General features: G+C 48.8%; 19 protein-coding genes. 7 read left to right on the top strand and 12 right to left on the bottom strand.

What is annotated here, in order from left to right; translation table 11 throughout:
- Nucleotides 1–22: 22 nt before the first annotated feature.
- From BM056_RS18825 to BM056_RS18800, 6 genes are all read right to left on the bottom strand, one after another.
- Entirely contained in the window at nucleotides 23–790 is a 768-nt protein-coding gene (locus BM056_RS18825; RefSeq protein WP_092473331.1) for a 4'-phosphopantetheinyl transferase family protein, read from the bottom strand.
- Nucleotides 768–5,474, bottom strand: a complete 4,707-nt coding sequence (locus BM056_RS18820) for an SDR family NAD(P)-dependent oxidoreductase (protein ID WP_092473329.1) — start codon at nucleotides 5,472–5,474, stop codon at nucleotides 768–770. Before BM056_RS18820 ends, BM056_RS18825 begins: the two co-directional genes overlap by 23 nt.
- Nucleotides 5,475–5,584: 110 nt before the next feature.
- Complete coding sequence (locus tag BM056_RS18815) at nucleotides 5,585–6,805, bottom strand: aminotransferase class I/II-fold pyridoxal phosphate-dependent enzyme (RefSeq protein ID WP_092473327.1); 1,221 nt, start codon at nucleotides 6,803–6,805, stop codon at nucleotides 5,585–5,587.
- A 121-nt stretch (nucleotides 6,806–6,926) separates the two neighbouring features.
- Nucleotides 6,927–7,211: a hypothetical protein gene (locus BM056_RS18810; protein WP_092473325.1), complete on the bottom strand. Its 285-nt coding sequence runs from the start codon at nucleotides 7,209–7,211 to the stop codon at nucleotides 6,927–6,929.
- Nucleotides 7,212–7,220: 9 nt separating this feature from the next.
- Nucleotides 7,221–7,919: a DUF998 domain-containing protein gene (locus tag BM056_RS18805; protein ID WP_092473323.1), complete on the bottom strand. Its 699-nt coding sequence runs from the start codon at nucleotides 7,917–7,919 to the stop codon at nucleotides 7,221–7,223.
- Between the two features lie 131 nt (nucleotides 7,920–8,050).
- Nucleotides 8,051–8,683, bottom strand: coding sequence for a TetR/AcrR family transcriptional regulator (locus BM056_RS18800; RefSeq protein ID WP_238456551.1), 633 nt, complete (start codon nucleotides 8,681–8,683; stop codon nucleotides 8,051–8,053).
- A 341-nt stretch (nucleotides 8,684–9,024) separates the two neighbouring features.
- On the opposite strand from BM056_RS18800, the gene BM056_RS18795 reads away from it, so the two are divergent.
- The 4 genes from BM056_RS18795 to BM056_RS18780 all read left to right on the top strand — a co-directional run bounded on the left by BM056_RS18795 (nucleotide 9,025) and on the right by BM056_RS18780 (nucleotide 12,401).
- On the top strand, nucleotides 9,025–9,447 hold the full coding sequence (locus tag BM056_RS18795) for a MerR family transcriptional regulator (RefSeq protein ID WP_092473319.1): 423 nt from the start codon (nucleotides 9,025–9,027) through the stop codon (nucleotides 9,445–9,447).
- Nucleotides 9,448–9,497: 50 nt separating this feature from the next.
- Nucleotides 9,498–10,622, top strand: a complete 1,125-nt coding sequence (locus BM056_RS18790; RefSeq protein WP_092473317.1) for a DUF362 domain-containing protein — start codon at nucleotides 9,498–9,500, stop codon at nucleotides 10,620–10,622.
- Nucleotides 10,623–11,086: 464 nt separating this feature from the next.
- Nucleotides 11,087–11,335 carry a hypothetical protein gene (locus BM056_RS18785; protein ID WP_092473315.1) on the top strand — a complete coding sequence of 83 codons (249 nt, stop codon included), beginning with the start codon at nucleotides 11,087–11,089 and terminating at the stop codon, nucleotides 11,333–11,335.
- Entirely contained in the window at nucleotides 11,298–12,401 is a 1,104-nt protein-coding gene (locus BM056_RS18780) for a hypothetical protein (protein ID WP_092473313.1), read from the top strand. Before BM056_RS18785 ends, BM056_RS18780 begins: the two co-directional genes overlap by 38 nt.
- A gap of 54 nt (nucleotides 12,402–12,455) precedes the next feature.
- Here BM056_RS18780 and BM056_RS26350 read toward each other — a convergent pair whose 3' ends face one another.
- Complete coding sequence (locus BM056_RS26350; protein WP_165613610.1) at nucleotides 12,456–12,605, bottom strand: hypothetical protein; 150 nt, start codon at nucleotides 12,603–12,605, stop codon at nucleotides 12,456–12,458.
- A gap of 58 nt (nucleotides 12,606–12,663) precedes the next feature.
- Between BM056_RS26350 and BM056_RS18775 the strand changes: the two genes are divergently transcribed.
- The gene (locus BM056_RS18775) at nucleotides 12,664–13,281 is read left to right on the top strand and encodes a patatin-like phospholipase family protein (RefSeq protein ID WP_337833529.1); all 618 of its coding nucleotides are present in this window, start codon (nucleotides 12,664–12,666) and stop codon (nucleotides 13,279–13,281) included.
- A gap of 438 nt (nucleotides 13,282–13,719) precedes the next feature.
- On the opposite strand, the gene BM056_RS18760 is transcribed toward BM056_RS18775, so the two are convergent.
- From BM056_RS18760 to BM056_RS18740, 5 genes are all read right to left on the bottom strand, one after another.
- Entirely contained in the window at nucleotides 13,720–16,260 is a 2,541-nt protein-coding gene (locus tag BM056_RS18760) for a PEP/pyruvate-binding domain-containing protein (protein WP_092473309.1), read from the bottom strand.
- A gap of 16 nt (nucleotides 16,261–16,276) precedes the next feature.
- Nucleotides 16,277–16,906 (bottom strand): TetR/AcrR family transcriptional regulator, encoded by a 630-nt coding sequence (locus BM056_RS18755; protein WP_092473307.1) that lies wholly within the window; start codon nucleotides 16,904–16,906, stop codon nucleotides 16,277–16,279.
- 662 nt (nucleotides 16,907–17,568) lie between these two features.
- Nucleotides 17,569–18,684, bottom strand: a complete 1,116-nt coding sequence (gene alr / locus BM056_RS18750; RefSeq protein WP_092473305.1) for an alanine racemase — start codon at nucleotides 18,682–18,684, stop codon at nucleotides 17,569–17,571.
- A gap of 71 nt (nucleotides 18,685–18,755) precedes the next feature.
- On the bottom strand, nucleotides 18,756–19,904 hold the full coding sequence (gene ald / locus BM056_RS18745) for an alanine dehydrogenase (RefSeq protein ID WP_092473303.1): 1,149 nt from the start codon (nucleotides 19,902–19,904) through the stop codon (nucleotides 18,756–18,758).
- Nucleotides 19,905–20,040: 136 nt separating this feature from the next.
- A complete protein-coding gene (locus BM056_RS18740) occupies nucleotides 20,041–21,444 on the bottom strand; it encodes an amino acid permease (RefSeq protein WP_092473301.1) in 1,404 nt (467 codons plus the stop codon).
- Nucleotides 21,445–21,791: 347 nt separating this feature from the next.
- Between BM056_RS18740 and BM056_RS25705 the strand changes: the two genes are divergently transcribed.
- Nucleotides 21,792–21,926: a helix-turn-helix domain-containing protein gene (locus BM056_RS25705; RefSeq protein WP_165613609.1), complete on the top strand. Its 135-nt coding sequence runs from the start codon at nucleotides 21,792–21,794 to the stop codon at nucleotides 21,924–21,926.
- 12 nt (nucleotides 21,927–21,938) lie between these two features.
- On the top strand, nucleotides 21,939–23,348 hold the full coding sequence (gene dsdA, locus BM056_RS18735) for a D-serine ammonia-lyase (RefSeq protein ID WP_092473299.1): 1,410 nt from the start codon (nucleotides 21,939–21,941) through the stop codon (nucleotides 23,346–23,348).
- Nucleotides 23,349–23,491 lie beyond the last annotated feature (143 nt).

The raw sequence follows: 23,491 nt of genomic DNA, 5'->3' as shown, positions 1-23,491 counted from the left end.
ACTCCTTTCGTTGGTTGGTGTGTTAACAGATCAAGGTAATACAAAAAACGCATCCCTTAAAAAAACCATACGACATGTTAACAGGGCGGCCGGGTAATGCCGGGAGGTCGGGAGCAGTGGTAAAAACCGGCCCCGCTTCGTTGGCGCCGGTCAACCGGACCGAGCCCAATCCGTAATAGAACCCCACGCCCAAGGCTTTCAGCAAGGACTCTTTCATCACCCATAGCAGTTTCACCCGCTCAGACAGGGTAAAACTACCAGCGATGGTCTGCAACGTCTCCATCTCACCGGGTGTGTACACCGTCCTGATGAAGGAGGGAGAGAGATCTTCCACCGGCTCCAGGTCAATGCCCACCCTTCCGTAGCTTGCCAGGGCGCAGACTGCCCATTGGCCGGCATGGCTCAGGGAAAAGTCGCTGAAAAAAGTTGAGGCGGCCGGGCCATCCACCCGGAGCAGGGGCTTGCCCCGCCCCGGTCCGGCCCTTATTTTCCTGATTACCACGTCGCGGGGGTGGAAGATCTCCCCCCTTCCCCTCTTATACCTGCAATACAGCCGTTTGGCCGCTACCCGCGCCGCCAGCCAGGGGAACTTTTTTTGGGGCCAGCGAAAGGAGGACAATTCTGCTTGTTCTTCCTCCGCCAGGTAAAGGCGGAAAAACTCATCGGGATCGGCGCAGTACGCCAGCGTGACGGCTGCCACGGGAAGCCTGGCGGCCACAACGGGCAGACTCCCCCGTCCCTTGCCAACCCGGTAAAAAAGCTCCTGCTTACAACAAACCGGTATCTCCATGTTCGCTGTTGATCCTGACCATGACCAGCCCGGGCATGTCTATGAGCAGGTTGTTTTCAGAATCGATCATTTCAACTTTAAAGTGGTAAAGGTCCCCATCTTCTTTTAAAAATTTGGTATAGGCATATACTTTTTCGCCGGGCAGAGGTGCCCGGTAAAAGATGACTTCATCAATGCTCCGGGGAACCACAATGTGTCCGGCGGTGTGAAAACTCCATAGCAGCGTGGACCGGCAGGCGTTATCGATTACCACCGGGGCGATCAGAAATCGCGGCGCGCCGACAGAGGCAAACAGGCCTTCGTTACGGGGTACCAAAGTTTCGCTGACCAGTTCGTAATCATTGATAGCTCTTACTTCCTGTAATGAACGGAAGGTGGGGCCGAACGTAATGTACCGGGAGGTATGCTGGTAAAACTTTTCCAAATTCATTTCGGCTGCCCGCGCCAGCAGCTCTCCGGCATTTACCGAAGCCGCCCGGGGTTGCTGCCTTTCTTTAGTCATCAGGTAGGTGCCCCGGGAGTGCAGGCGATCTTTTTCCAGTACCATCCCCCGGGAGTTGACGAAATCGGAACGTATTTCCACTTCCACTTCCGTCCCGCTTTCGTCAGTTCGCCGGACACGGGCGTTGATCTTAAGATTCAGTGGATTACGCTCGTAATACTTGATGAACTTGATGAACTCCACATCCCGGAGCCGGGCGGGGAAATGATCGGGGCACAACAGGGAGGCCGCTTCGCAATGGCTTTCCACGTGCAAAACTCCCGGGAAGGTGCCGGCCCCGTCCACCAGGTGATCGGAAAGGTAAAGGTCCTCCTGTAAATGCAACCTTTTTTCCGCATTTAAAAAGTCATTGGCCTCATATGCGGATACTCTTTCCAAAAGAGGGTAATGGATACGGTCCACCACTACTCCGTCCGGCCGGGCGGGGAAGACCACCCGCCGGCGTTCCCCGTCCAGACTATCCAGCTGCCCGGGGGGACTGTTCAGGCCCAGGGAACCGAAGATCATAACTTCCGGGTGTTCTCCGCCGAAAAACAACTCCTGGAGGAATTTGTGGACACCTTCTTTAATTTCCAGGTAAGTAAGCCCTCTTTGCTCCTGGACCCGGCGGACAGAATCGTATGCGGCCATGCCGGTATCCGCCCAGGCCGTCCAGTCAATGGTAAAGGAAAGCGGAGCGGCATTGCTTCTGGAGTGGATGTACGAGCACCTGGCCACAGCGTCGGCAGCGGCGCAATAGTCCACCTGGCCGTCCATACCGAAACGTCCGGAAATGGAGCCGAAGTTGACAAAAAATTTCAGGGGCTCTTGCCGGGTAGCCTTCCACAAGTGACGGAAGCCGTTTACCTTGACCCGGACCACATTACGGGAGTGCTCCACCGGTTTCTTGGGCACGGCGCCAAAAGACTCCAGACCGGCGCCGTGGAGAACCCCTTCGATAGGCCCGAAACGTTCCCTGATGCGGTCCACCAGCGCCAGGACCTGTTCCCGGTCGGCAACGTCACAGACCTCGTAATGGATATTGCTGTTCATGGCTTTGAGTTCCTGAAGATTCCGGAAAAGTTCTCGGGCATAAATCAGCTTCCGGCTTTCCCGCTCAACCTGCAGGGGAGTAAGGGCAGGATTTTCTTTTTTAAGTTTTTTCATGTACTCCTGCCGGTAGCGGGAGAAATCCTCCCCGTCCAGGCGCAGCCATTCTTCATCCCCGTCGGGGGCCGCTGTTCTGCCGGTGATGACAATTTGCGGCTGACACAATGCGCAAAGGCCTTTAAGGCACTCAAAGATGATTCCCCGGCCGCCTCCGGAAACCAGGATCACACTTGACCGGTCAATAGATAACGGAACCTGATGTTGACCCGGCTGCAGCGCTACCGGCAACACTTGGATAATTTTGCGCCCGCCGGCGGTATACCCGATTTCCAGGTGGTCTTCCGGCAGCTCTATTTCTTCCCCAAAAACCTGAGCAATGGTCTCGGGCGCTTCTTCGGCCGGGAAGTCCACCACTTTGGCCGCCAGGTTGGGCAGTTCCTTCTGCAGGCTTTTAACAAAGCCTGCAGTGAGTCCGCCCAAGGGATTTTGTCCGGCGGTCGCCTCCAGGCCGAAGACCCCGCCGGTGTTGGTGGCGGCAAAATATCCACCGGCGCCGGCCGGCAAGGCTTGCAGGTCCTTGTAAAATGCCCTGGCGGCCAGGAAATTAACGTTGAACTGGCTGCCCACTTCCCTTTCCCATTCTTCCCCGGACGCCTCAAAAAGGGAGAAGTCTTTTACCAGCGGGTAAAGATTGATGACCGACTGGATTCCCCCGGACTCCTCTTGCAAGGCGGCAAAAACGGCCTGCAGGGAATCGTCCCGGTCAAAGGAGGCGGGGATGGTTTTATCTGCTTCCAGGGCCATACCCTCCGGCACTGCCGCGTAGACTTGGGCCCCTTTGCGCCGCAATTCGGAAATCAGCCGGCCGGCCACCTCACCGGTCCGGTCCGCCATGACCAGGATCTTTTTCCCCCGCACCGTAAACATACCGCTGGCGGGAGAGGAAGGGAAAGGCTGTTCCATGGGAAGGGGAACATAACGCAAGGCCGTTTCGATTTGCTCTTTTACTGCCAGTCTTTTATAAAGGGGGGACTCTGCAGGCGCAGGCTCTGCCGGGGTTTGCACTGTGTTTGTGCCGAGAGTCGCGATGATGAAATCAGTAATCTTCCGGATGGTATTTAAATCTTTGAGCTTGATCTCCTTGCTGGTGGTAAAACGGTAGGCTTCCTGCAGCTGGCCGAAGATTTCCGCCTGCTTCACCGAGTCGATGCCCAGGTCGGCCTCCAGGTCCAGGTCGGGCTCCAGCATTTCCCGGGGATACCCCGTCTTTTCCGCCATGGCGTCTATTACCAGTTGTTCCACCTGCCCCGGGTCTACCAGTGGCAGTATGGAGGATGGCGCCCCGGCGCTTTCCTTTTCTTCTTGGCGTAGCGCGGGAGCCGCATGCATCAGGCCGGCGACGAATTCCACAATTTTCCCGATGGTATTGAGATCCTTTAACTTTACTTCCTCACTTACCACCAGGGTGTACTTGTCCTTCAGGTAGCCGAAGATTTCCGCCTGCTTCACCGAGTCGATACCCAGGTCGGCCTCCAGGTCCAGGTCGGGCTCCAGCATCTCCCGGGGATATCCCGTCTTTTCCACAAATGCCGCCAGCACAACCTGCTCGATCTCCTGCTGTTCTACCGCTTTCCCGGCACTTGCCGTCGTTTCGGCGGCAGTACCAGGCTGTTCCAGGAATCTTGCCGCCAGGTATTCGTAGATTTCCTGCAAAGTAAGATCTTTATCTTGAGGAAATCCGTCCTCGGACAGGCTAAATTTTTCCCGGACGGCCCGAAGGATGGCCTGGTAAATAAGAAGGCCCACCCCTAATTCAACCACTATCTTTTTATGGAACTGGATCAGCGGCCGGGGATAACCGGTTTTCCCGGCCACAATCTGCACCAGTTGCTCTTTGATCCCAGTTTCGGTCATTTGGCTATTACCCCTTTCCGGAACTGTTTTTTTGAACCCTTGCATTAGATTGATTTCCTGCCGGTCCGCCAATAGGCCGTGTACGTTGCAAAAAACACAAAATCTTTTCCAACTTGGGGTACCCCCCAAGGCAGGCAAATTGGTGCCGGCCACCAGCACATCATCCGCCGTCAGGTTTTTCCGCACCAGTTTAGACAGGATGTTCTTGGGGCCAACTTCAACAAAAACCCTGACGCCCTCGTCGTAAGCCTTTAAAATCAAGGAGCGGAAGTTGAAGGGAGTAATAAGCTGGCTGGCCAGGAAGGACGACATTCCTTTCACCACCTGGCGGTCATAGTATTCCCCGTGGATTGAGGACAGCACCTTTATTTCCGGCTTGCGCCAGCGGAAGGCCCGCAGCTTCTCCTCGAAGGAGGGCACCGCCGCAGCCATCAGTTTCGAATGAAAGGCGTGGGAAACCGGCAAAATGATCGAAGGAATCCCTTTTTCCCGGCACAACTGGTGAATCCGGTCCACGGCTTCACTTGCCCCGGAAATGATCAGTTGCTCCGGAGAATTGACGATGCTTTTGGTAAAATACCCTTTTACCCCGGAGAGCAGCCGGTCGGTACTGCCGGAGTCCCCTCCGGTTTGGATGCTGATCATGGCGCCCCGTTGGGCAGGGTTGATCAGGTTTACTGAACAAGCCCTGGCATAAACAGCCCGCAGGCCATCCTCAAAGGTTACAGCGCCTCCCGCCGCCAGGGCGGCAAACTCACCCAAACTGTGTCCAATAAAGAGATCGGCGTGCAAACCCAGGTCGGCGACAAGGTAGAACATGGCCATATTGGCCGTATAAATGGCCGGTTGCATAACCTCCGGACTTTTTAAATTCTCGTGCACCTCTTCTTCCCCATCGTGATCCCGGGAAAAGATCAGGCTGGTCAGGGCATCACCCGTGAGTCCCCGGTATATCTCATCAGCGCGCCTGAAAGTATCTTCCACCACTGGCTGGGTTGAAAAGAGATCTCTCATCATGTTGGGGTACTGAGCGCCGTGGCCTGGAAAAAGAAAGGCCGTCTTTCCTGCAACAGCAGAAAAATGAATATAAATCCCCTGTTTTTCCAATGTATCTATTATATTAAAATCGGTTCTTAGTGCATTTTGCTCCTGGAGTAACCGGGCAGGCATCCCGGCCATAAAAATCCCTCCCCATCATTTTAATAAAGAAGACTTGGTTCAGGTGGGGTTTTGACCCCATCTGAACCTTAGTCGCACTATTTCGAGCTTACAGCCTGTTAATCCCCGACCTAAGAGGGCGGGGTCTTACAGGCTGTGCGAAGATTAATGATACCGGCCTTGCGGGCCACTTTTCCGAGCACATCTAAAGCCCGGTCAATATCGTTGTCCTCCAGGGCTGCGGTAATGGTGGTGCGGAACCGGCTCATGCCCCGGGGAACGGCGGGAAAGATGGCCGAGGCAATATAAACTCCTTCATTAAGAAGTTCCCTGGACATCACCATGGTTTTCATGTCGTCTCCAATAAAAATAGGGATGACCGGAGTCACGCTGCCCATTGTATCAAATCCCAACTGAATCAAACCGGAACGAAACCGGATGGTGTTATGCCACAGCTTTTCTCTCCGCCAACTTTCTTTTTCCATTAGTTCCAGCGCTTTGATCACCCCGGCCACCACCACGGGAGGGGGAGCGGCGTTAAATATGTAAGCGTGGGCGGTGTGCCTGACGTACTCACAGATGTCGGCGGAGGTGGCAATAAAGCCCCCTACCCCGGCCAGGGCCTTGCTGAAAGTACCCATGATAATATCCGCGTTCACCCCGTAATGCTCTGTGGTGCCCCGTCCGGTCGGGCCTAAAATACCAAAGGAATGGGCCTCGTCCACCATCACCATTGCACCGTATTCCCGGGCCAGGTCAATGATCTCGTCCAGAGGAGCAATATCACCGTCCATGGAGAACACCCCGTCCACCACGATAAGTCTCCTTTTTGCTTCCTTGGAACGTTCCAGGATATACTTTAACTTGTCCATATCATTATGGGTGAAGATCTTGACCTTCCCTTCAGCGAGCTTGTAGCCGTCCACAATGCTCATATGGTTTAACTGGTCTGAAATGATCACTGTTTCTCCATCGCCCAGAGCGGAAATGGTGCCGACGTTGGTTAGAAATCCGGCACTGAAAATCAGGGCCGATTCAGTGCCGAGGAAACTGGCCAACCGTTCCTCAAGCTCCTTATGCAGAACCGTTGTACCGTTATGCAGCCTCGCTCCGCAGGTGCTGGAACCGAATTGGTCCACGGCTTCTTTCATGGCCTGTTTAATTTCCGGGTGATCCGCCAGTCCCAGGTAGTTATTGGAGGTAAGCATGATTACTTCCCTCCTTTCATAAATGGACCTACCACCCTGAGGTCCTGCGAAAGCGGGCTCAAAGCTATAAAGATTCAGCCTTTTTCCTTCCTTTACCGGGTCTACAACTTGAGCAAATATCCTTTGAAATTCCTCGGTGATCATGAATTAACACCTCCTATAAACCTTTTTAAGTAGTCGATTCTTAACGGATAGCTCCACCCTCCCCCCTGAGTATCCCCACTATTAACTTATAATGGTTTTTAATTTAATGTTTTTTTACCTGTCAATTTTGCTTGTCTAATTGTAACGCAACATTGTTAGAATATAATAGCTTTAGAGTTAAAATTTGGCTAACCATTGTTAATGCTGAGTTAAGTATAAATAAGCACAAGCATCCAACCCGTGCATTCGGATCGTTTGCTTGTGCTTTTATAGTACCAATGGGAAGCTGATTTTTAATGGCGTTTAATATTTCCACCAACGCAAACACTATATGAGCAGCAACGCAATTTTCCTTGCCTTGGGAACCGAGAAGCGGTCCCTGATGCTCCTCTTGATGGCGGGTCAAAATTATGCACTATTTCCCCTTTACGGTGTCAACACCTTGGAGCCGTTCCACTTGGGCGCGTAAGAGAGCGATGGCCAGCACCACTACCCATAGCATATAACCGAAGATGTTGATGCGCTCCCAAACCCCCATCCACGGCGTAGGCAGGTTTGCCGCAAGCCGAGGACCGTCCAAACCCGCCAAAGCGCCAAACATGAAGAGGATCAGGATTGTTCCGATCGAATAGAGGCGGAACCGCTTTCCGAATGCCGTAGCCCCGAACCCTATGGCAAGTAGAATAAAGAGAACACCCACACCCGTGACAATTGCATGCATAGTATCGGTAAGCGTTCCCTCGACCCCACGCAGGTGGATCGGAGCAAATAGGGTCCCCACGAAGCCAAGGACTTCCTTTCCGACCAGCAGGCTTCCTACGATGCGCAGAGCGCGCTTTCGACCGGCTGATCCCCAGACGCCCAATCCGAATGCAATCATAAGGATGCTATACGTGAGGAAAAGCGGAACGACGAGAGTTCTCGTCGGAGCGCCGATAGCGAACAGCTCGCTAACGGTTTGAGAGGTGTAGCTGTAGCCCTCCCATCGCATAGCTGCAAATATATCAGTGGCGACATAGAGCAGCGAAGACAAGATACCGCAGACGAGTAAGAGCTTTCGTACTATCTTCAGTGCGCGTACCTCGCCAGGCTGTGTTTTAATAATTTTATTCATGTCTATACCTCTTTCTATGTAATTTAAGAAATTCACAATTGTCTTGCCGCTTATGAATCCTCTCCAAATCCGAATGAAGATTTTATAAATTCATTCACATTCAGGCAAAAAATAACTTCCCGTATTGTTTTTTATTTTTGGAAATCAGTTAATCCTTTCAATATGAATTCCGTTATATAAAACAAAATCTGTGGAAAATGCTGAATCCCGATTTCACTTTTATGCATGTCGATATAAGGTATAGAGTCGAAAATGGCGATTATCATCTCATCATCCAGATCATCCCTTATTTTTCCTTCAGCCTTCCATTTTTTAATCAACTCTGCTTTACCGCTGCGCGATAATTCATCAATGCTTTCGAAACCGCCTTGTTTATAAAAATACTTCTCCAGTTTACTAAAGAGATCCCTGTTATACCATTCCTTTAGTATGAGATTTGAATTCATTTCAATGGCGTTCTGTGTGACTATTTTTGTGACCAAAGTTACGGGATCATCATTCAGGTCAATAGATTCGAACATGCGCTTCTTTTGATCCTCGTTTTCCTTGATATAAACTTCTAAGAAAAGCTCCTCTTTAGAAGAGTAATAGTTATAAAAAGTACCTACCCCAATCCCAGCCATCTTTGCTATCTCAGAAACGTTAGTGTCTTTGAAGCCTTTGGAATAGAACAACTCCCTTCCCGAATTAAGGATATCTGCTTTTTTATCTATCAAGTGACTAACCCCCATCATCCAGAATGAATATTTTTTCAATTCATTCATATTGTAGCATAACAATATCTAGTTCACAAGGTACTGTCATCTGTTTATAATCCATTTTACATAAAATATGGTTTTGTTGCAGTTGCGTTTTTATAAAGAACAATGTTGCATATCTGGTGGAGTATTTGGTGTAGGTATTTTGCAGCAAGGGCCTTTGCGCTACCCATATTATCCCTCCCATATTTGACTTCTCATAGTATATAACCCAAACTTTGAAATTTCTTAGAAAGACACTATGGTTTAAAGAGAATTTAAAGAATCATACGCCGTAGGTGTTGACTTAGAGTGTACTCTAGGGTATACCATAAGGTAGATGAAAGGCCAAATGGGAGAGGTAGATTATGGGGTATACAATAAAACAGGTAGCGGACAAGCTTGAACTGTCGGCGTATACGATTCGATACTACGAAAGAGAAGGCTTACTGCCTTTTGTTTCGCGAAATAAAAATGGAAACAGGGTGTTTAACGATAATGACATTGAATGGATTAAGTTAATTCGCTGCTTGCGGAACACCGGAATGCCTATTGGTGAGATAAAACGCTATGTTGAACTTTGCATGCAAGGCGATAACACCGTTGAGGTTCGCAGGCAAATCATAGAACGACATAAACAGGCGGTTGAGCAAAAAATCGAACAAATGAAAGATTATTTAAAGAATATAAATAAAAAACTGATCTGTTATGATGATTTTCTGGCAGGCAAGGGGATGGACTGTTGTAATCCAATGAACAGTGTGACCAACATCAATAACATGTCGACTTAGGTCATGCTCGAAGGAATAATATGTTTATATGAAGATAGAGGAGGATGGTTATGATGAAGTCTAAGGTTTATTTTACCAGTATGCGGGCCAAGCCCAATATGAATCTACTACAGAAGTTGGAGAAACTGGTCAAAACAGCTGGAATTGAACAAATTGATTTTAAGGATAAATTCACCGCTATAAAAATTCATTTTGGCGAACCCGGTAATCTCGCTTTTCTCCGGCCAAATTACTCTAAAGTGATTGCGGATGTGATAAAAGGCCTGGGTGGGAAGGTTTTTCTCACCGATTGCAATACTTTGTATGTAGGAAGACGCAAAAACGCTCTTGAACATTTAGATGCCGCTTATGAAAATGGTTATAACCCGCTAACGACCGGGTGTCAAGTTATTATCGCCGACGGATTAAAAGGAACCGATGAAGCATATGTGCCTGTACCATGTGGAGAATATGTGAAAGAAGCAAAGATCGGCCGGGCTATTATGGATGCCGATATTATTATCAGCCTTACTCATTTTAAAGGTCATGAGCTAACGGGATTCGGCGGCGCATTGAAAAATATCGGTATGGGTAGTGGTTCAAGATCTGGAAAAATGGAGATGCACAGCGATGGCAAACCTGTTGTACAAAGTGAAACCTGTGTAGGTTGTGGCTCGTGCGCTAAAATCTGTGCGCAGAGCGCGATCTCGCTTATAGGAAAAACCGCTAATATAGACAAAGCCATATGTGTAGGGTGCGGGAGATGTATAGGCACGTGCAATTTTAACGCAATTATTCCGGCATGGGATGAGTCCAATGATATTTTAAATAAAAAAATGGCTGAATATAGTTATGCTGTACTAAACGGCAGACCGCATTTTCATATTAGCTTAGTTATTGATGTGTCGCCATTCTGTGATTGCCATGCGGAAAATGATGTGCCAATCATTCCCGATATTGGAATGTTTGCGTCTCTCGATCCGGTAGCTCTTGATATGGCCTGTGCCGACATGGTCAACCAAACCCCAGCTAATTCAGGGAGTTACTTGGGTGAACAGCTGAAAGCTACGGCCGGGAACTGCAGCGACCATGATCATTTCCATGCAATTCACCCGGAAACCAACTGGATAACCTGCCTTGATCATGCTGAAAAGATTGGTCTAGGTACAAAACTGTACGAGCTTATTGAAATCTAATCCCCGTTACTGAACGCGCGTAGCAGCCATATCCGATGATAATAAGATCCGTACCATAACTAAAAGAGAAATTGGTCCTGAAACATTGTAAAGTATAATTACCGGTTAAACTTAAAGCCCCATAAATCATTGTATACAATGATTTGTGAGGCTTTTGCTTTTCTCACTAAAGTTTTGGTAAATATGTTTATCCAAAGGAGCAGTTGGAGGAGATGAATCTGGTCAAGTTTTATCTCAAACACACGCGGGACAAAACCATAAGAAAATCCGGGATAAATGAGATAGACAAAATAAGCGGCATAGATTTTAAAAAGGGGTACGGGTCAATTTTTTGTAAACATATACAGGATAATACAACAGTTTAGCGAAGTAATATATTGTTAACTTGTGTCAGCATCTTTGGAGATGCTGGCTATTTTTTTGTATAAGAAGCCAATTTAAAACAAAAGAAAGGTAGAAGAATCATGAATACAACACTGTTTAAATCTTATTGCGACAATGAATACTTACTGCAAAAAGTAGGTGCTTATTCCAAGGTAAGCGACGAAAATAGTGCGGAATCAAAAAAGGTAGTAAAATACATAGCATCTCTTATAACTCCAGCCACTTTTGACATTCCTTTTGCTAATGGAATAATGGAACGTACGCAGCTATCATCCCAGCAGCTATCAAATATTGATGCATTGGATCAAAGTGGGTTTAAGGCTGATTAGTCGTAAGTTTCCGCTGGTAGCTAATGAGTCAATTATTAGTGACAGGTTCACATTCCTTAGCGACGAATTCAGGTCATTTCCCCAAGGGACTCCTGTACTTATCCGTGAGACCGATAAAGCAACGATGATACATTTTTTCCCTTGCTCGGTTTACCGTAATGGCAGCATTGAGCCTGGCAATTTGCTTTCTGAAACTTCTATTCCTGTTCAGCTACCTAAACCGTCTGTTGAAACGGGACTTAAGGGACCCGAAATCATCATTATAAGCTTATTTAAGGGAATGGCTAGTGCTATCGAGGGAAAAATCGCCGCTGAAATCTTCAATGCAATTTTCCCAAATAACAGTTCTAATATAGAACAGATGCTAAGTGATCTAAAGGAAAATATCAAGAATATTTTCCGACAGGAATTGGATTTGCAAACAATTGATCAACTGAACTTAAAGATTCAGGGTGTTATACGTTACATGCAACAGACTTATAATTTGCAAAAGAAAAGCAGTTCTGATGCCGCCAAGCTGGAAAATCTTCTGATCACAGAAAATGAAAAAATGTATACCGAGCTAATGTCTTTACTTGTAGGCGAAAGATATCGAGCCAAAGGGATTGCTTATCTTGTAGTTGGTGCCAATGCTCACCTTGCAATTCTTCAGGAACTAGCTGCAGTCACGATGCAAAGCAATCCGGAAATCAGTAAAGCATATACGGCCAATTACTACGAACGTTTAGGCGAATACATCGACGCCTTGCGCAACGCCATTAACGAGGTTCACCAGAACCGATTGAATTATTTAAGCCCGTGTCAGGAAAGCACCATTAGAGGCGTTTCTACTGAACATTGGTGGTTTGTAGACAATTGGGCAAATTACACATCAGAATCGTATTACAATACGTATTCGTGGGATGATAAAATCAGTGAAGGAAACGGGTATACGATTAATGCAAAGATAAAAGCTAATCGTGCGAGAGATATTTATTTCAATAATATCTTTCATCCAACGATAGTAAATGATTTACAAATTTATGTGGACATGAAAAACACATGGGTAAATGCTTTACAGGGTTAATTGAGATGTGCGTAAAATAACCAATTATATTAATACATTAAGATACTAAAGTACCTAGATAGAAAAACTCCCTGCTGCCGCGAACATAAATCTTCTGATTAACATTTTCTCCGCTTTCCAGCCATTTAAGAATGGTATGGCAGGCAAAACTGTGCCGAATATCGTATAAACGTAGAGGTCTCCTATTCCAATTGTTTCCGCCATCCGGCATTAAACAGGGGCGTAGTTTTTCATCGCCCTGGGTCTGGCTTACGGGTTGCCGGTGGAAGATCTGGTTGAGCTGTACCTGTGCCTGAAGGACCTGCCCAAGCGCGTGCTGGTGTCCTCGTTTCGGGTTACCAGCTCAGGCAAGGAGGGCTGGAGCCCGGTTTTTTTCAGTAATTTCCCCGGATCACCCACAAGCGAAGAGACTGTTTTGGATGTGGCGCTTTCCAGCAGCGCGGCTCCGGTTTACTTTCCGTCTCACAACGGCCGGATCGACGGCGGCATGGTGGCCAACAATCCGAGCACGGCGGCAGTTTGTGCCGCAGTGGATCGTAACCTTGGCGGGCAAGCTTTGGAAAGGGTTTACCTGCTCTCTGTAGGCACCGGTTCCTGGCAGATCAGCATCAAGGACGACACTACACGCTGGGGAGCCTTTGAGTGGATGTTTTACCCTGACCCAATGTTACCCCTGCTGAGTATATTATTTAACGGGTCCGTATCAGCGGATGAACTTTACACGTCACAGCTCCTGACCAGCCGCTACTACAGACTGAACACAACGCTGCCGCGAAATATATCCCTTGATGATTACCAGAAGATACCCGCGTTGATGCAACTGGCGCAAAACTATAATATCGGCCCGGCCGCCGGCTGGGCTAAGAGCAACTGGTTTTAATAAACCGTTAACGATCATGGGCCGGCACCTTGGATGTTCCTACAGCATAAACAATAAAGTAGATAAAAGAAATTATTACCACAGTCAAACTCACGTTACCCACCGACCTCAAGTCTTCCGGCCCGGCCAGGAGAGCGTAGGAAACAGTAATATAAAGTATCCCGTGTGCAAATAAAAATCCCCCTGTTATATTGCAACCAGAGAAAACATTTTTTTAAGCAGGCCCGCCATTCCCATTGTGATAACCATGGCCCCGGTAAACAGAGGGCTTAGAATGCCATTGAACCGGCCTATAAAACTGGTGATCAGTGTTTTGCAGCATTATTGTGTTGATGCCTATAGAGATACAGGGGAGTACCAGGCCGCCAGACCGAGTCGTTCATTTCCCAATATTTTACTAAGATTTTTATCTTGGGAGCTGGAGAAAAAAGTTTGGCTTTATAATCCTTCCACCGTGATCGTGCCTGCCAGTCCGTCTACAGTTACGACCTGGCCATCCCTCAAGAGTTGGGTAGCATTACCGGCCGCGACTACTGCCGGGATACGGTACTCGCGCGCGATGATCGCCGAATGCGACAGAAATCCTCCCGAATCTGTAACCAGGGCGCCTACAATGGGAAAAAGTACCGACCAGACCGGCGAGGTAATGGGGCAAATCAACACGTCTCCCGCCTGAATTTTGTGGAATTCCGACTCGTCCAGAATTACCCGCACGGGTCCGGTATAACGGCCCGCCGACGCTGCTATTCCTTTAAGCAGCTGGGCGTCTGCCTGCCGGCGGCCGCTTGCCGTTGTGGCAAATACTCGCTCGTAGGACCAAAACACTGCTTCATGAACAAAACGAACTTTCGCGGGCAGGGCGGCAAAAGATGGCGCTTGCGGCAGCTTACCGTAACTTGCAGATCCCGGGTGCGCCAGCACCCAAGCGCGTTCCCCTTTTCGGCGGGAGACAAGTTCGTGCTGGACTGCGCCGTTGCCTAAGGCTGAAAGGGCTTCGTCCAATACCAAGAAGAAAACATCGGCCTGCTCGGCAATCTGCTTATGCTTTACCAGCCGGTTTCCTATCTCTAGAGCAGCGAACCGCAAAAGTGCCAGCGGCACGCTTGTGTCGTAAAACCCGTGCTCCTCGCGAACCGGATAAGCCCGCTCGGCCCTGTCCAGTATCCTTTCGAAGCGTTCCCGTTCCACCGGGCGTCCGGATAATAACCGGTTGGCCTGGTCCACCAGGCGGGCGCGTTTTTCTTCCAGTAAACGGTTGTTCTCTTCCGGGTCATATCCGCGCTTAATTTGGTCGCTAATTAATTTTAAGAACAGATCAGGCGTTTCTGCCAGAGCCGGATCTGCCAATTCGTAGCGAATGGTCCGGCAGCCAAATTCCCTTTGGTATTCAGCAAATAATTCCGCAAAATCAGCGTCTGCTGCGGCCATACGTTTTGTGGTATGCTGATCAATCTGTTGGAGCAAGTTCACCAGCACCGGTTTTTCCCGCACAAGCTGCGCAAGTCTTGCCAGAGCAAGAGACGGGGCGCTGGATTTCTCTGAGAGGCCTATCAACATGTCAAATGCCTGCTCCTCGTTCCAGCCCAGCAAATCACGGCAGGTGAAAACAAACTCGGCCAGCAACTGGTTAAGCGATTGGTTGAGCATCATATGTATTTCCTGACTTTCCCGGAGAAGGAGATTTAAAGCCGCAGTATGCTTTGCCAAGCTTTCAGCGGACAGCACCTGCAGATTGGTGTCTCGCAGGTCTACAAGCCGCTTCATCAGGTTGTTCTTAAGCTTGGTATGCCATTGTTCAATCCATTTTCCCGCCTTATCTGCGCGAAGCGCTTCTTCACAGTTCCGGATACGGGCCCGCAGCGGTGGCAGGTGTATCAATAATCGCAATAACCAATCAGGCGGCGGCTGGCGGTCTTTGCCACCCAACGGTACCGTCCTTAGATAGACCCACCCCCCAATCTCCCGTTCTTCCGCCGTTTCATAAAGCAAACCAAATTCAGCACACATCCGCCGGAACCCCTGGTTAGCTGCAGGCAGCAGTATCGAGCGAGTAAGGGGATATAGCGGCTGCGGGTAGTGGGAGTCCGCGCGCTCCCAGTATCCGGAAGGCAGCTCCACCGGCACAGGTACAGTCTCAACTGCCTCGGTATTTGATAGAGTGGTAATAGGGCGAGCCTGCAGCAGGTAAAGTTTGCCGTTACCCAACGCCCATTCTATGTCCTGTGGTACGCCGTAGTGCGCCTCCACTTGGCGGGCCAACTCTGCTATAGCCAACACCTCGCGTTCTTTAAGTGCTCCCTCCGGAGCGCTACGGCAGATTGCCTGTTCCTCCTGGACCAGCCACTCGTCCGGAGAAACCAGGCCGGAGACCAGCCGGTCCCCAAGACCCCGAACGGCGCTTACCACCGTCTCGGAGCAGTCACCTGTCACAGGATTGGCAGTGAAAGCAACCCCGGCTGCGTCGGCTTCAATCAAGGGCTGGATTAGCAATGCCATCTGGCCCGACACTAGCTCCCAAGCCGCTTGGTAGGTCCGAATATGGTGACTGAAAGCTGAAGCCCAGCATTTGCGCACAGCATCGAAAACAGCTGTGTTACCACGTACACCCAAAACCGTTTCATACTGGCCGGCAAAAGAAGCTCCGGCCAAATCCTCCGCTACCCCGGAAGAGCGCACAGCCAGGGGGGTGTTGCCGAAGGGAGCAAGGGCAAGACGGATTGCCTCCTCAACTGAGGGCGGCAGCGATTTTTTCTCTATTTCGTCAATAGCTTGCTCAGGGTTGGTAACTGCTGCGCTAACATGAGCTTTAAATGCCGTAGTGGTTATAACAATACCGTCAGGGACAGGAAACCCCAAGACCAGCAGACGGGATAAATTTGCGGCTTTAATACCGGCTTGATCGGGAAAAGCTACCTCAGGCGCTCGTAGTGTCAAGACGTATTTTGATTCTTCCTGTTGCCCGGCATTATTCTTAATCATGCTATGTGCCTCCTTCTTAAACCTTTGAATTGACACTAGCTTCCTGTCGTTTGAGGTCACGGATTAATACTTCCAATGCCCAGGTAAGTGCGGCTGCAGTATCTTCAGCGTCAAGTCCGAACTGTCGGCGAAGGGTCACCCAACCCTGAGAGCCGGCCAGGTAGCGGATTACGGCAGCTGTCCGCCGGGTTACCTTCTGTGATAAATGAGGAGTACTTTCGTCCACAATTTTATCAATTAGTTCGTCCCGTCGCTGCTTGCTTTCCGGGTTGATGTTAAGCGCCGCCAGGACGGATATAACGGCCTGAATTATAGTCGCATGTTGTTCAAACACCGGAATTGACTTGTCAATCCAAGCGGGAATCTCCTCAATTACGCTGGGGGCGGCCGGCATCAGCGATCCGGCTAATTCACTTGCCCACTCGTACATTTCCTCTAATAATGCCTCTCGGGTCGGAAAATGGCGGTAGACTGAAGCATAAGAAATGCCGGCACGATCTGCTACGTCCTGCACACTAAATGTATGTATGCTTCCCTCCGTGACAAAGGAAGCAACAGCCTCCATAATGAGTCTTCGAGTATATTCCCGCTGGCGATCCCTTAGGGGACTGGAATACGATCTTGTTTCAGGTTTATCTTTGGGCATAACTATTGAAACACCACCTATATTAGATATATATTTTATATAGTTAATTATTCTTGAATTCATCATATGGTAGCTGAGTGTAGGTGTCAATAGGTCCCATAAAAAATCGAAACAATCTTTGGTAATAAAAAAAAACCCAAGAGGGGCTTAAACCAGGATGGGGTTCTCGCATGGAAAATTCCTTTCTTCCTGTCCGCAGTGGGTTTTCATATTGCATTCTGCTTGAACTAGTCTTGCCTTCAGGTGCTATAGAGGAGGGTTAGTTAATGATCTGGAAACTAATAACTGCAATTTTTGGACATAGGCCATTGGTAGATAAAAGCTTTTCCCTTCTTTAAGTTTGAGCCTTTATTTTGGCATGATGTTGGATGATTTCTTCTTTGTGCAAACTAACATAATTACAACTCGGGGTTGTGCCGCATTTCCGACATGCTATGTCATAGGCGGAATTTATAGTGCGACATTCATAGCACGAGTAATGCTCGTAGACAAGCATTCTATTTGAAACAAATAAAAACAGGAAAACCGCAAACCTTGACGCACAAGGGATTTGGGGGGGCATTCCGATTTAGCAAATGGTAAATATGTTTATCCAAAGTCGACGCTGGAGGAGATGAAAACCTTCTCCCACCGAGGCATATCGAGCATTATATGCAAATTCCTCAAACGTAACAGCGGGGTACCCGCTTACTGATCATGCATACCACTTCATAATTAATGGTTCCCATAGCCTCGGCAACTTTTTCCACCGGCAGCACTTGGTCCCCCTGGCGGCCGAATAGGACAACTTCGCTGCCAACTTCAACACCGGGGATGTCTGATACGTCAATCATAAACTGATCCATGCAGATCCGTCCCACCACGGGGGCAAAGCAGCCGTTCACCAACACCCGGGCCTTTGGAGAAAGCAGCCTGCTCCAGCCGTCGGCATAGCCCAGGGGCACAGTGGCGATGGTCGAATCCCTGTCCGTGGTATAGGTGCAGCCGTAACTTATGGAATAGCCCCGGGGCAGCTGCTTAACGTGTGAAACCCTGGCCTTCAGCTGCATCGCGGGCCTTAAATCAATTACTTTATTTACTTCCTCGGAAGGCCATAAACCATAAATAATGATCCCTGCCCTAACCATGTCCAGTTGATAGTCGGGAAGATCCAGGATGGCGGCGCTGTTGGCCAGGTGCCGGATAGGTATGCGCAGGCCGCTGCTCTCCATGGACTGGACAGCCTCGTTAAACCGGGTCCTTTGCAGGCTCGCATACGCCTTATCCGCGCTGTCCGCACTGGCCAGGTGAGAAAACAGCCCTTCGATAGCCAGGCCGGGCAGTGCAGCTATTGACGCCGCCAGCTCGCTGGCCTCTCCCGGGGTGATTCCCAGACGGCCCATACCGGTTTCAATTTTTAAATGCACACTGGCTGTTTTACCCATCTTTTGGGCCGCCCGGGATAGCGCCCGGGCCGTATCCAGCGAGTAAACAGTTGGCGTAAGCCCGTATTGCACAACCGGCTCAGCCATTTCAGCCGGTGTGTAGCCCAGGATCAGTATGGGAACAGTGACGCCCGCGCTGCGCAGCGCAATACCTTCTTCAGCAATGGCCACCCCCAGCCTTTGGGCGCCGTTTTGCAAGGCTGTTACGGCTACGGGCAGGGCGCCGTGACCGTAGCCGTCGGCTTTAACAATCGCCATTAACCTGGTGCCCGGTTCCAGCAGGCTGCGTATCTCTTGGATATTGTGCGCTATGGCAGATAGATCAACCTCTGCCCAAACGGGACGACCGTACATGTATACCACCTCAATCGAGAAATAAATAAGCAGGGCCTCCCGCAATTGGAGAGGCCCCGGTTCAGCTTAATTTAAGCCAGGTGCTCATTAATGTTTGCCGGTAAATCCACTACTTGGGCCAGCGGCACATATTCCAGATTCAAGGCCTGTGCCACTGCTTTATAGGTAACTTTACCGTCAATGGTGTTAACTCCCCGGGCCAGGGCGATATCTTCCTTAATTGCTTTTTCGTAACCTTTATTGGCCAGGGCTGCAGCATAGGGCAGGGTTACGTTGGTTAAGGCAAAGGTGGAAGTTCTGGCGACAGCACCCGGCATGTTTGCTACACTATAGTGTACCACACCGTACTTAATAAAGGTAGGCTCAGCATGGGTAGTTACCCGGTCCACAGTGGCCACGCAACCGCCCTGGTCAATGGCCACATCCACAATCACCGAACCCGGCTGCATAGCCTGCACCATCTCCTCGGTGACAATTTTAGGCGCCCGGGCGCCGGGAATCAGCACAGCGCCGATGAGCGCATCAGCTTCCGCCACCGCTGCTTTAACGTTGTAGCTGTTGGACATTAAAGTTTTCAAGCGGGCACCGAAGATATCGTCTAAATAACGCAAACGGTTGGGGTTTTTATCCAAAATGGTTACATCGGCCCCCATGCCCAGGGCAATTTTAGCAGCGTTGGTACCTACCATGCCACCACCGACGATGGTCACTTTGGCGGGAGCGACACCCGGCACGCCGGCCATCAAGACACCTTTGCCGCCGTGCGGTTTTTCTAAAATTTGCGCGGCAATTTGGATGGACATCCGGCCGGCCACTTCGCTCATAGGTGTCAACAGCGGCAGTGATCCGTCTTCCGGCTGAATGGTTTCATAAGCAATGCCCACTACTTTTTTCTTGAGCAGGGCCCGGGTCAATTCGGGTTCCGGAGCCAGGTGCAGGTAAGTAAAAAGTACCTGGCCTTCCTTGAATAAATCATATTCCTCGGCCAGCGGCTCCTTAACTTTCATAATCATATCCGCAGCCTGATAAACTTCTGCGGGCTTGTCCAGCATCCGGGCACCTGCTGCAAGGTATTGTTCATCGCTGATACCGCTGCCTGCGCCGGCATTTTTTTCAATAACCACCTGATGCCCGGCGCCAACCAGTGTTTCTACGCCGGCGGGTGTAATGGCCACCCGGTTTTCATTGTTTTTTATTTCTTTGGGAATGCCGATAATCATACTTACCCACCCCTTAGCGAATTTTTTATTTAATCAAATTATAAACCTGCAATTTTTAAGGCCGTTAGCAACATTTTTCCGCATTATGTTGTTGATTTAACCATTGTGACCTCGTATTATTAAATTTTTATGACAATTATTTGTGGTCGTAAGCCGGCCGGCCGGACACGCTGTCCTGTTTGTTCATGCCCAGGGCGTAATAAGAAACCAGCAGCAGGACCAGCCAAACCGGCCCCACATAAAGCGCCACCCGGGTGCTCGGGTCAAAGGCCAGGATAACCAGCACGAACACCAGAAAAGCCAGCGACAGATAAGAGGATACCGGGTACCAGGGCATGGGGTAGCGCAGGTTTTTAATTTCCTGCGGCGACAGGCCGCTGCGGTACTTAATCTGCACCAGCAAAATAATGGCCCACACAAACAGTGCTCCGAAGGTGGCTACGCTGGTGATGTAAATAAACACCTGGGCAGGCACCAGGTAGTTCAGCACCACGCCCACCAGCAGGAAAACAGCGGAGACGATAATGCCGAGCGCCGGAATGCCGCTCCGGCTTACTTTGGCAAAAAACCGGGGCGCTTTTTTTTGCAGAGCCAGGTTGTACAGCATGCGCCCGGTGCTGAAAAGGCCGCTGTTGCAGGAAGATAGCGCCGCGGTTAAAACCACAAAGTTGATAATGCCGGCAGCGGCCCGGATGCCGATGGCATTAAAAGTAAGGACGAACGGGCTGCCTTTGGTGCCGATTTCATTCCAGGGGAATAAAGCCATAATTACAAACAGCGCTCCCACGTAGAAAATAAGAATCCTCCAGAATACCTTGTCAATTGCCGCGGGTATGGTTTTTTCAGGATTTTCGGCCTCACCGGCAGTTACGCCGATTAGTTCGATGCCCAGGTAGGCAAACATGACCATAGACAGGGACATGACAACTCCTTTAATGCCGTGTGCAAAGAAACCGCCGTGGGTCCACAGGTTGGAAATGCCCACGGAAACTCCTCCGTGCCCCAAGCCAAAGATGATCATACCCAGCCCGATCAGAATCATGGCGATAATGGTCACCACCTTAATCAAGGCAAACCAAAATTCAAATTCACCGTACGCTTTAACATTAATTAAGTTGACCAACGTCATCACCAGCAGCGCTGCCAGCGCGGGTATCCACTGGGGCAGCTCGGGCAGCCAATAATTAACATAAATGCCCACCGCGGTAATTTCCGCCATACAGGTAACCACCCACATAAACCAGTAGGTCCAGCCCGTCAGGTAGCCGGGCAGGGGCCCTAAAAAGGTATTAGCATAGGCGCTGAAAGAACCCGAAACAGGATAGGAAACTGCTATCTCGCCCAGGGCCCGCATGATTGCAAAAATTACCAGACCCCCGACCATATAAGACAGCATCAAAGCCGGCCCTGCAGTCTTGATCGCGGAAGCCGAGCCCAAAAAAAGGCCGACCCCAATGGCGCCACCCAGGGCAATCAATTGGATATGCCTTTCCCGTAACCCGCGGTGCAGGTCTTCTTTTAGCTGTAGCTGTTGCTGCATAAAATTTTTCCCCCTTTAAATAATCTTGAAGAAAGCAAACACTTTCCATTAACGAAATAAGCCTCCTCCTTTCCGATAAAGTAAGTTTAAAACTATGTTAATTTTTAATATAATTTATAAATATCACATTATACTTAAAATTCCCTCACTTCATCTTTACTTTAAATGTAACAATCTCTACTGGATAAACTAACAATTAGGTTAAAAATTGGCTATTTATTATTTTGTTGTATCATTTTTTTATACTGTTAAAGAACAACGTGATTATACTTTTGCTTTATAAATGGTTTATAATTTATTAACAGGGTGACATTAAAATTGCCGGCCGTGGGGGCATAAGTTTTGGGGTGAGAGGATGTACAAGATTTTACCTCACTCAGCACCGCCTGCAGCAGGCCCGGCGGCTCCTGATAAGCACGGAAAAGACTATCGACGAAATAGCCTATGCCGTGGGCTACAGCAACAACATTGGTATAATTTGAGAGGAGTTTATAATGGTCAAAGAATTAGTTGCTGGTAAAACAATTGAAGCATGGCTAAAAACACACCCATTACTGGAGAAAGTTATTTCAACTGAAGAAGTTTTTTGGACTAATCCCAAATTTGGATCGTTGGCACGGTCCGAGGGTAAACTGCCGCTTGGTGAACTCGATGTAAAGGATGCTGAGGAACGACTTACCCGTTTCGCGCCATATATTGCTAAAGTTTTCCCCCGGACTAAACAAGCGAATGGATTAATTGAATCCCCTCTGGCTATGCTTCCAAATATGCAGCAGCTACTGGAAAAGATTTTGGACAGCCAAATTTTGGGGGAATTATATCTAAAATGTGATAACGAATTACCGATTTCCGGATCTATAAAGGCTCGAGGTGGTATTTACGAGGTACTTAAACACGCCGAGGATCTTGCCATCCGGGAAAATATGCTAAGCAATAGCGATGATTATTCTATTCTTGACAGTAGCAACTTTAGAAACTTCTTTTCTCAGTACTCTATTGCAGTTGGCTCTACCGGTAACTTAGGACTAAGTATTGGGATCATGGGTGCTAAGTTAGGTTTTCATGTTACGGTACATATGTCGGCAGATGCCAAGCAGTGGAAGAAAGACCTGCTAAGAAGCAAGGGTGTCACTGTTATCGAATATGAGTCGGACTATAGTAAAGCAGTTGAAGAAGGCAGAGAACAGTCTAATGAGAATCCAAACAGTTATTTTATAGATGATGAAAATTCCAAAGATTTATTCTTAGGCTATGCAGTCGCGGCTAACCGACTTAAGCAACAGCTTGATGATCGGGGTATAGTTATCGATGAGAACCATCCGTTATTTGTTTATTTACCCTGTGGAGTGGGTGGTGGTCCTGGCGGAGTAACTTTCGGACTAAAATTAATTTTTAAGGATAATGTCCATTGTTTCTTTGCTGAGCCGACCCATTCGCCCGCGATGTTAGTTGGCCTAATAACAGGTTTACACGACAAAGTTTCAGTTGGAGATTTCGGGATTGATAATATTACTGATGCTGATGGATTAGCTGTAGGAAGACCTTCCGGCTTTGTCGGTAAGACCCTGGAAAACTTAATCAGTGGTGTTTGTACTGTAAAAGACGAACAACTGTATGGGTTATTAGCTATGTTGGCAAATTCGGAAGGAATCTATCTTGAACCCTCGGCATTAGCGGGGTTTCCCGGAATAATCAAACTATTGAAGGAGAAAAGTGGTCGAACGTATTTAAAAAATCAAAATTTAAGCAAAGTTATGGGCAATGCGATCCATGTTGTTTGGGCTACCGGCGGTAGTATGGTACCTAAGGTTATTATGCAAGATTACTATAAAAAAGGACTTCGGTTATTGGGTGTTCGGAGTTGGAGCATTTTCCAGTCCCCCTTTGATTTCAAAGGAAATTAGGCCTCCAAAACCCGTCATTTGCCGTTTGGCCAGTTCATGCCGTGGTAGCCAACTAATGTTAGCATAGTATAAATACTGAGATAGGTTAAATAATAACAATAATAAGTACAGGAGGTGGATCGCAATTGGCATATAACCTATCT

Source organism: Desulfotruncus arcticus DSM 17038 (genome assembly GCF_900113335.1).
Classification (GTDB): Bacteria; Bacillota; Desulfotomaculia; order Desulfotomaculales; family Desulfallaceae; genus Desulfotruncus; species Desulfotruncus arcticus.
This window is presented reverse-complemented; position numbering and strand designations above follow the sequence as displayed.